Source organism: Halobacillus sp. BBL2006, from assembly GCF_000786645.1.
In the GTDB taxonomy this organism is placed as follows: Bacteria; Bacillota; Bacilli; order Bacillales; family Halobacillaceae; genus Halobacillus.
The window spans coordinates 1-7,517 of the sequence record NZ_JRNX01000444.1; the positions used below are offsets into that span (position 1 = coordinate 1).

Annotated in this window: 12 protein-coding genes; 11 read left to right on the plus strand and 1 reads right to left on the minus strand. The window is 40.6% G+C overall.

Going from position 1 to position 7,517, the window contains the following annotated elements:
* On the plus strand, positions 1 to 343 hold a 343-nt coding region (locus LD39_RS13325), incomplete at its 5' end, for a patatin-like phospholipase family protein (RefSeq protein WP_035547706.1).
* Positions 344 to 357: 14 nt separating this feature from the next.
* On the opposite strand, the gene LD39_RS13330 is transcribed toward LD39_RS13325, so the two are convergent.
* Complete coding sequence (locus LD39_RS13330; RefSeq protein ID WP_035547709.1) at positions 358 to 759, minus strand: SA1362 family protein; 402 nt, start codon at positions 757 to 759, stop codon at positions 358 to 360.
* A 416-nt stretch (positions 760 to 1,175) separates the two neighbouring features.
* On the opposite strand from LD39_RS13330, the gene LD39_RS13335 reads away from it, so the two are divergent.
* The 10 genes from LD39_RS13335 to spoIIIAF all read left to right on the plus strand — a co-directional run.
* Positions 1,176 to 1,691: a YqhR family membrane protein gene (locus tag LD39_RS13335; protein ID WP_035547712.1), complete on the plus strand. Its 516-nt coding sequence runs from the start codon at positions 1,176 to 1,178 to the stop codon at positions 1,689 to 1,691.
* Between the two features lie 51 nt (positions 1,692 to 1,742).
* Positions 1,743 to 2,201, plus strand: coding sequence for a type II 3-dehydroquinate dehydratase (aroQ, locus tag LD39_RS13340; protein ID WP_035547714.1), 459 nt, complete (start codon positions 1,743 to 1,745; stop codon positions 2,199 to 2,201).
* Positions 2,194 to 3,255, plus strand: coding sequence for a Xaa-Pro peptidase family protein (locus LD39_RS13345; protein WP_035547717.1), 1,062 nt, complete (start codon positions 2,194 to 2,196; stop codon positions 3,253 to 3,255). The genes aroQ and LD39_RS13345 overlap by 8 nt, the downstream gene beginning before the upstream one ends.
* A gap of 21 nt (positions 3,256 to 3,276) precedes the next feature.
* Entirely contained in the window at positions 3,277 to 3,837 is a 561-nt protein-coding gene (gene efp / locus LD39_RS13350) for an elongation factor P (protein ID WP_035547720.1), read from the plus strand.
* Positions 3,838 to 3,988: 151 nt separating this feature from the next.
* Entirely contained in the window at positions 3,989 to 4,963 is a 975-nt protein-coding gene (gene spoIIIAA, locus LD39_RS13355; RefSeq protein WP_035547723.1) for a stage III sporulation protein AA, read from the plus strand.
* A complete protein-coding gene (gene spoIIIAB, locus LD39_RS13360; protein ID WP_035547726.1) occupies positions 4,908 to 5,417 on the plus strand; it encodes a stage III sporulation protein SpoIIIAB in 510 nt (169 codons plus the stop codon). The genes spoIIIAA and spoIIIAB overlap by 56 nt, the downstream gene beginning before the upstream one ends.
* Before the next feature lie 17 nt (positions 5,418 to 5,434).
* Positions 5,435 to 5,641: a stage III sporulation protein AC gene (gene spoIIIAC / locus LD39_RS13365; RefSeq protein ID WP_035547729.1), complete on the plus strand. Its 207-nt coding sequence runs from the start codon at positions 5,435 to 5,437 to the stop codon at positions 5,639 to 5,641.
* 3 nt (positions 5,642 to 5,644) lie between these two features.
* Positions 5,645 to 6,043 (plus strand): stage III sporulation protein AD, encoded by a 399-nt coding sequence (gene spoIIIAD / locus LD39_RS13370; RefSeq protein ID WP_035547732.1) that lies wholly within the window; start codon positions 5,645 to 5,647, stop codon positions 6,041 to 6,043.
* Between the two features lie 16 nt (positions 6,044 to 6,059).
* Positions 6,060 to 7,241, plus strand: coding sequence for a stage III sporulation protein AE (spoIIIAE, locus tag LD39_RS13375; RefSeq protein ID WP_035547735.1), 1,182 nt, complete (start codon positions 6,060 to 6,062; stop codon positions 7,239 to 7,241).
* A 12-nt stretch (positions 7,242 to 7,253) separates the two neighbouring features.
* Positions 7,254 to 7,517, plus strand: a 264-nt coding sequence (gene spoIIIAF / locus LD39_RS13380; protein WP_035547740.1) for a stage III sporulation protein AF, incomplete at its 3' end; no start/stop codon positions are given.

The window sequence follows — 7,517 nt, forward strand, 5'->3', positions numbered from 1 at the left end:
TGTTGATGGTGGTGTGTTGAGTAATTTTCCAATTTGGATTTGGGAAAATAAAGGAGTGTGCCGAAAACGTCCCATCATAGGGATGCAGCTCAGTGATCCACCGGATAAGCTGCCGGAACAAAAAATCAGAAATGCTATTCAAATGTTCCACGCGTTATTCAAGACGATGCAACAAGCCCATGACGCTCGTTATATATCTCCTAAAACAAGTAAAGACGTGATATTTATTCCTGTTAATGGAATCGATACGACTGACTTTGATATGAGTGATCAAGAAAAGGAACGGATTATGGATTTTGGAAGAGAACATGCGAAAGAATTTTTAAAAAGGTGGAAAAAATAAAAAATCGAGCCGTCTTAGAAAGTGGCTCGATTTTTCTGTTTGTCTTTATTTCCTTCTATGACCCTTAAGTGAGGTGCGCTTGACCGCTTGCGGTTTTTCTTGCCTAATGGGGAAGGCTTTACTTTTGGTTTTGTCATACTGCTTTTCTTAATTGTCGGGGTTGGCTGTTTGTATTTTTGTTTCGATTGTTTCACAGCTTGCTTGTATTTTTTCATTTCAGTCCGATTGCCGCCTCCTCCGAATCCTCGATTTCGAAGAAACAAGAAGTATATGGCTCCGTATACAAGAACAGCAATACCAATCATCATAATCATTGATGAAAGAAAGCTTGATGTGTTTGTAAACAATTGGATACCTACGTATAGGATTGCAAGGGCAAACAATGTATAGATGATTGGAGTCATCCAATTACGCATAGTTTATTTCCTCCCTTCTCAAAAGTCATCATCAGTAAAAGTTCTTATTACTTATATACCACTAAAACACTTTTTATATCATACTCAAGAACATTTATAGAGCTTTTTCGACAAGAAAAATCATTACCAAATGGCAAGTTTTTGATCCTGCTGCCTACAACTCAACTGTTCTTTTAGAGTCTTTCCGTTTTTTCTAGGATTATGCAAAACTATGATGCTTTGTTTCATGTTGATGATGCATTATTGGTCCAACAGACCTTCCTAAACGATACCTTTTCGTATCGGATATTAAACACCCAAAGGTGCTGAACTTTCTTCTATTTTACCTCAAAATTGCTTCTTTAACTAGCGTTTATATTGTCGATAAAAGCATGATTTTTAAAGGATGGTAAATGCTAATCCTTGAGGTGATATAAATGACGGATCAACCAAAGCAGCAAAATCAGCAAGAACCCCAACAGAGTGTTTTTACCAAGGCATTGATCACCGGTTTTACAGCCGGTGTGTTATGGAGTGGTTTGGCAACAATTGCTTACTATTTTCACTTTACTGAAGTATCTGCGGCATCTTTCTTTTTCCGTTCCTTCCTTCAGACAGCATGGACAGGAACCTGGCTTGCTGAAGTATTGGCGATTCTGCTCGTAGGTATTTTGTCTTTAGTGAGTGCTATTGTCTATTATATGCTGTTGAAGACGAAAAATGGCATATGGCCAGGCTTGATTTTTGGGCTGGTATTATGGCTTGTGATATTTGTAGTGCTGACCCCTTTGTTCCCGGCAATTCCTGCCTTTCTTGAACTAAGTAGTGATACATGGGTGACAACAGGCTGTCTGTTCATTTTATACGGAGTATTCATTGGCTATTCAATTTCCTATGAATATAGGGAGTTTAATGAGACTGGGAAATCGTATTCAAACGAAGGAAGAGTATGATAAACTTAGGGAGTATGAAAATCTCATAAAAGGTGGGAAGGACAGATCCGAATGAAGCGACTGTTATTAATCAATGGTCCGAATTTGAATATGTTGGGGAAGAGGGAACCGGACAAGTACGGTCATCAAACCCTTGCAGATGTCGTCCAACTTGTGAAGGATACAGCCTGGGAACAAGGGTACGAAGTCGAAACCTATCAATCGAACCATGAAGGTGATTTAGTAGATCAAATTCAGATGGCAGAAGGTCGTGCGGCAGGTATTATCCTTAATCCTGCTGCTTATACGCACACAAGTATCGCTATCAGAGACGCGATTAGTGCGACTACACTTCCAGTTATTGAAATTCACATCTCCAATGTTCACAACCGAGAAGACTTCCGTCACCATTCTATGTTGGCGCCTGTATGTGCAGGCCAGATTGTTGGCTTTGGAATAGATGGATATCGATTAGCAGCACTCGGTTTAATGAAGAAGATAGAGAAGGAAGGGAGAACTGCAAATGAGTAAGTTAGCGAGCATACGCAAAGCGGTAATGACTGCTGAGCTGGACGGACTTTTAATCACGAGTCCTAAAAACAGACGTTATATTTCCGGATTCACTGGTTCATCTGCAGCGTTACTGATTACAAATAAAGAAGCACTCTTAGTTACGGATTTTCGTTACATGGAACAAGCAGCTGAACAAGCTGGGGAATTTGAAATCATAGAACATAAAGTCCCTATGCATAAAGAAGTCGCTAAGCAAGCAGAAAGATTAGGTTTGAAGCGCGTTGGCTTTGAAAAAGAGTATGTTACATATAACACATATGAGCAATATAAAAATGCGTTAAACGCTGAATTAGAGCCAACTGCAGGGTTAGTGGAAAAGTTACGCTTGATTAAGACCGATGAGGAGATTAGTATATTAAAGGATGCAGTAAAAATCGCTGATGACGCTTTTCAACACATCCTAGGTTACATAAAGCCAGGCGTTAAAGAAATTGATGTATCCAACGAACTTGAGTTCTTCATGAGAAAACAGGGAGCGACTTCTTCTAGTTTTGATATCATTGTAGCTTCAGGGTATCGCTCAGCCCTTCCTCATGGCGTCGCATCAGAGAAGAAAATTCAATCGGGAGAGCTTGTTACTTTGGATTTCGGGGCGTTGTATAAAGGGTACTGTTCCGATATTACGCGAACCGTAGCAGTTGGTGAAATTAGTGATGACTTAAAAGACATTTATAATACGGTTCTAGAGGCCCAGTTAAAGGGTATGGAAGGACTAAAAGCGGGTATTACAGGAGTAGAAGCAGATGCTTTGACTCGCGACTATATTAAAGAAAAAGGATATGGCGAATATTTTGGCCACTCCACGGGTCACGGCATCGGGTTAGATGTTCACGAAGGACCTGGTTTATCTTTCCGCTCTGAACAAAGGTTAGAGGAAGGGATGGTTGTCACTGTCGAGCCCGGGATCTACGTGCCTAATGTAGGTGGATGTCGTATCGAGGATGATGCAATCATTACAAAAGATGGAAATGAATGTCTGAGTAAATCGACCAAAGAACTTATCACGTTGTAGAGTAATAAAGGAGGAAAACGGATGATTTCAGTAAATGATTTTCGTACAGGTTTAACAATTGAAGTGGATGGTGGTATCTGGCAAGTGATGGACTTCCAACACGTAAAACCAGGAAAAGGTGCCGCGTTTGTCCGTTCTAAACTGCGTAATCTTCGAAATGGAAACATTCAGGAGAAAACATTTCGCGGAGGCGAAAAGGTAGAACGTGCGCACATTGAAAACCGTAAGATGCAGTACCTCTATGCGAATGGAGATATGCACGCATTCATGGATATGGAGACTTTTGAACAGGTGGAAATTCCTTCAGCATTGATTCAGGAGCAGTTGAATTATTTGAAAGAGAATATGGAAGTTCAAATTCAATCCTATCAAAGTGAAACAATCGGTGTAGAACTGCCTAAGAACGTTCAACTCGAGGTTACGGAAACTGAACCAGGGATCAAAGGAGATACGGCAAGCGGTGGCACAAAGCCCGCAACGCTTGAAACAGGTTTGATTGTCCAAGTACCTTTCTTCATCAACGAAGGAGAAGTTCTTGTGATTAGCACTACTGATGGAAAATATGTTTCTCGTGCAAATTAATAGACTCATTCAAAATAGCTCGTTCCCTAAGGGAGCGGGCTTTTTTTAATAGAGATTACTATCCGATATTCTATTTTATATCATTCAACCTGTCATAAGAGTGAGAGAAGGACATACATATGAAGTAAACCATATAAAGGAGAAAGAAAGGATGAAAGAGATAATCAGGTTGTTTCCTGATCACTTTCAACTTCTCTTAAAAAGGAATGTGAATTGGAAGACTGTTCAGGAAATCAGACTTAGAGTTCAACGCAAGATAGAAATCCTTGATTCAAATCAGAATACCTGTTTGTCAGATCACACCTTGACATCGACTGATTTATCTTACGTTTTGAACCAGATCAGCCAATTTTCCCTCTATCGATTTAAAGACCAGCTAAAAGATGGGTTTATTACGATAGAGGGCGGGCATCGAGTAGGCCTATCCGGTAAAGTAAACACGGTAAACGACCAAGTTGATACGTTAAAGCATGTTTCTTTTATGAACATACGTGTGGCAAGGTCTACCAAGGGCTACGTTGAACCATTACTTCCTTATTTACATAAGGACGGGAGGTGGGCTAGCACTATGATTATCGGACCGCCCCATTCTGGTAAGACTACCTTACTCCGAGAATTGGCTAGAACAATAGGATCTCACTCCTCATACCCTGCATCAAAAGTGGCGATCGTTGATGAAAGATCAGAAATTGCAGCCAGTCTGCAAGGTGTGCCGCAATTGGAGGTAGGAACTAGAACGGATGTCATGGATGCTTGTCCGAAGGCAGAAGGAATGATGATGATGATACGGTCCATGTCTCCAGAAGTGATCGTAGTCGATGAAATCGGAGGCATCCAAGATGCTAACGCTATAAGAGAAGCAGCTTACACGGGAGTTGAGGTGCTATGCAGTATCCATGGTAGTGATTTTCATTCAGTTCAAAAGCGTCCCTCTACTTGTTCCCTTATAGATGAAAGGGTGTTCCACCGTTATTTAGTACTGGAACGACTCAATCAAAGAAGCTCAGGTTCCATAAAGATTTTAGATGAAAATGGTTACGTGATTGCTCACATTAAAGGGAGGGTGAACAATGGAGTGGATCGGAGCTATGATGATCCTGTCCGTAACAACGTGGGCAGGGTTTGATATTGCGGCTCGATACAAAAAGAGACCAGGTCATATTCGTCAGTGGAAAAACGCACTTCAAATGATCGAGGCGGAAATGGTTTTCGGACAATCTTCCTTGTGGGAAGTATGTGAAAACTTATCCAAACACTTACCAGATCCAATAGGAAAATTTTTCGAAAGTATCATCGAAGAGAAAGAACACTGCTCTGATTTCTCTCAAAGGTGGACAAGTCATCTAAAGAAACATTGGTCCAGTAATGCACTGACTAAGAATGAATGGGAAATATTAACGCAATTTGGCCGCACACTCGGACAACACGATTTAGAACAACAGCAGAAACAAATTAAATTAACGCTTCACCACCTCGATCGCGAACTTCATGACGCTTTAGAAGTTTGTGATCAATACCAGAGGATGGCGAGAGGTATGGGCGTCTTAAGTGGATTGTTAGTGATTATTTTAATCATATAAAAGGGGGAAGGGCCATTGTGCTGCAGGATGCAACGATTCTTTTTCAAATAGCAGGTGTAGGAATTATCGTCGCTATGATTCATAGCATTTTAAAACAGATGGGGAAAGAAGAGATTGCGCAAGCGGTCACGCTCACCGGCTTCATCATTGTCTTGTTCATTGTTCTTTACCGGTTGGCCGATTTGTTTCAACAAATAAAATCTGTCTTTTTATATCAAGGATAGCTTATGGATATCATTCAAGTTGTCTCTTTAGGCTTAATAGCGGCATTGCTTATCATCCTCTTAAAAGAGCAGAAATCATCCGCCGCTTTTTTGCTTCTTTTAGTTACTGTCATCATTATCTTCTTGTCCATCTTAGATCAAGTAAAATATATTTTTACACTTCTTTCTTATATCGCTGATCAGGCACAAGTGGAGCCTGTTTACTTTAAGACAATACTGAAAATTATCGGCATCGCTTATATCGCTGAATTTGGTGCTCAACTGATCAGGGATGCGGGATTAAATTCCCTGGCATCCAAAGTAGAACTGGCCGGGAAGCTTTTCATTCTTATGTTAGCGATTCCAATCGTCACTGCTGTCATTGAAACAATACTGAACTTTATACCTGGACACTTAGGATAAGATAGCGAGGTATCCAATGAAACGTTTATCTATCATAAGCTTTGTTCTATTTCTACTGTTATGTTTCCCGTCGGTTTCGTTGGCTTCAACTTCCCCTTCCCCCTCCCCTTCAACAGAAGCGGTTCCTTCTATGCTGGAGCATGTTTCTACCGAAGAGCTTGAGGCGAGCTGGAAGGAACTGAATCAACAGTATGGTGAATATATACCCACTTTCACAATGGATAACTTCAAAGAATATATACAATCTGAAGGGTCTGTAAAATCCTCTGATTGGTACACTGGATTGTTGAAGTTTTTCTTTCATGAGTTGATGGTCAACGGTAAACTCCTGGCTTCTTTGTTATTTCTAACCTTGTTCAGTACACTTTTGCATTCTGTACAGTCTTCATTTGAAAATTCGGTTGTGAGCAGGATCGCTTATTTGGTTGTTTACCTTGTGTTGTTAACCCTTGCTCTTGAGAGCTTTCGGCAAGTGATTGATTACACGTTAGATGCAATCGACCGGATGAGTAGTTTTATGATAGGACTGCTTCCATTACTTTTAGGAATTATGGCCTCCTTCAGTCATCTGATGTCCATATCTTTCTTTCATCCAATTATCGTTGCCTTAGTGCAGTCTAGCGGGCTTCTTGTGAAATATCTTCTTATTCCTTTATTTGCTTCTTCTGCACTATTGTTGATTATCGGCGGCCTGAATGAAACTTATAAAGTTGACCAGTTAGCCGAACTTTTGCGCAAGACCGGTCTGGCTGTAATGGGAATCTTTTTGACAATATTTTTAGGAGTCATTTCAGTACAGGGAACCGTTACAGCTGTTCAAGATGGAGTGACAATGAAGACGGCTCGATTCGTAACGGGAAATTTTGTCCCGGTCGTCGGCCGCTTATTTACAGACGCTACCGATACAATTTTAGGCGCTTCACTAGTTTTAAAAAACACACTTGGGATTGCAGGAGTCGTCATTCTTTTAGGAATAGCTATCTTCCCTGCCATAAAGGTGTTTGCTATAGCAATTATCTATAAGTTGGCTGCGGCTTTGTTACAACCTCTTGGGGACGGTCCGATCATAGAGGCCATGTCCGTTGTAAGTCGCCATATTATGTACGTGTTCGCTGCATTACTTATGGTATCGATGATGTTTTTTCTTGTCATCGTCATTATGGTCGCAGCTAGTAACATCACAATGATGGTCAGGTAAGGGGGGCTGTTATTGAATTTATTCATTGAATGGATTACTCGAATCGTTCTATTTCTGCTTTTAGCCATGGTAGCCGATGCTCTTCTGCCATCGGGGCTGATGAAGAAGTACGCACGCCTTGTTATGTCTATTCTGCTGTTGCTCATATTTTTAGGTCCACTCCTGCAAGTGCTTAAAGTTGATCCCAATCAACTACTTAAAACGGCAGAAGAATCAATGAATCAACAAGTGGATGTCATGGAATTAGATGAAAGTATTGAAAAGAAGAAAAAAGAA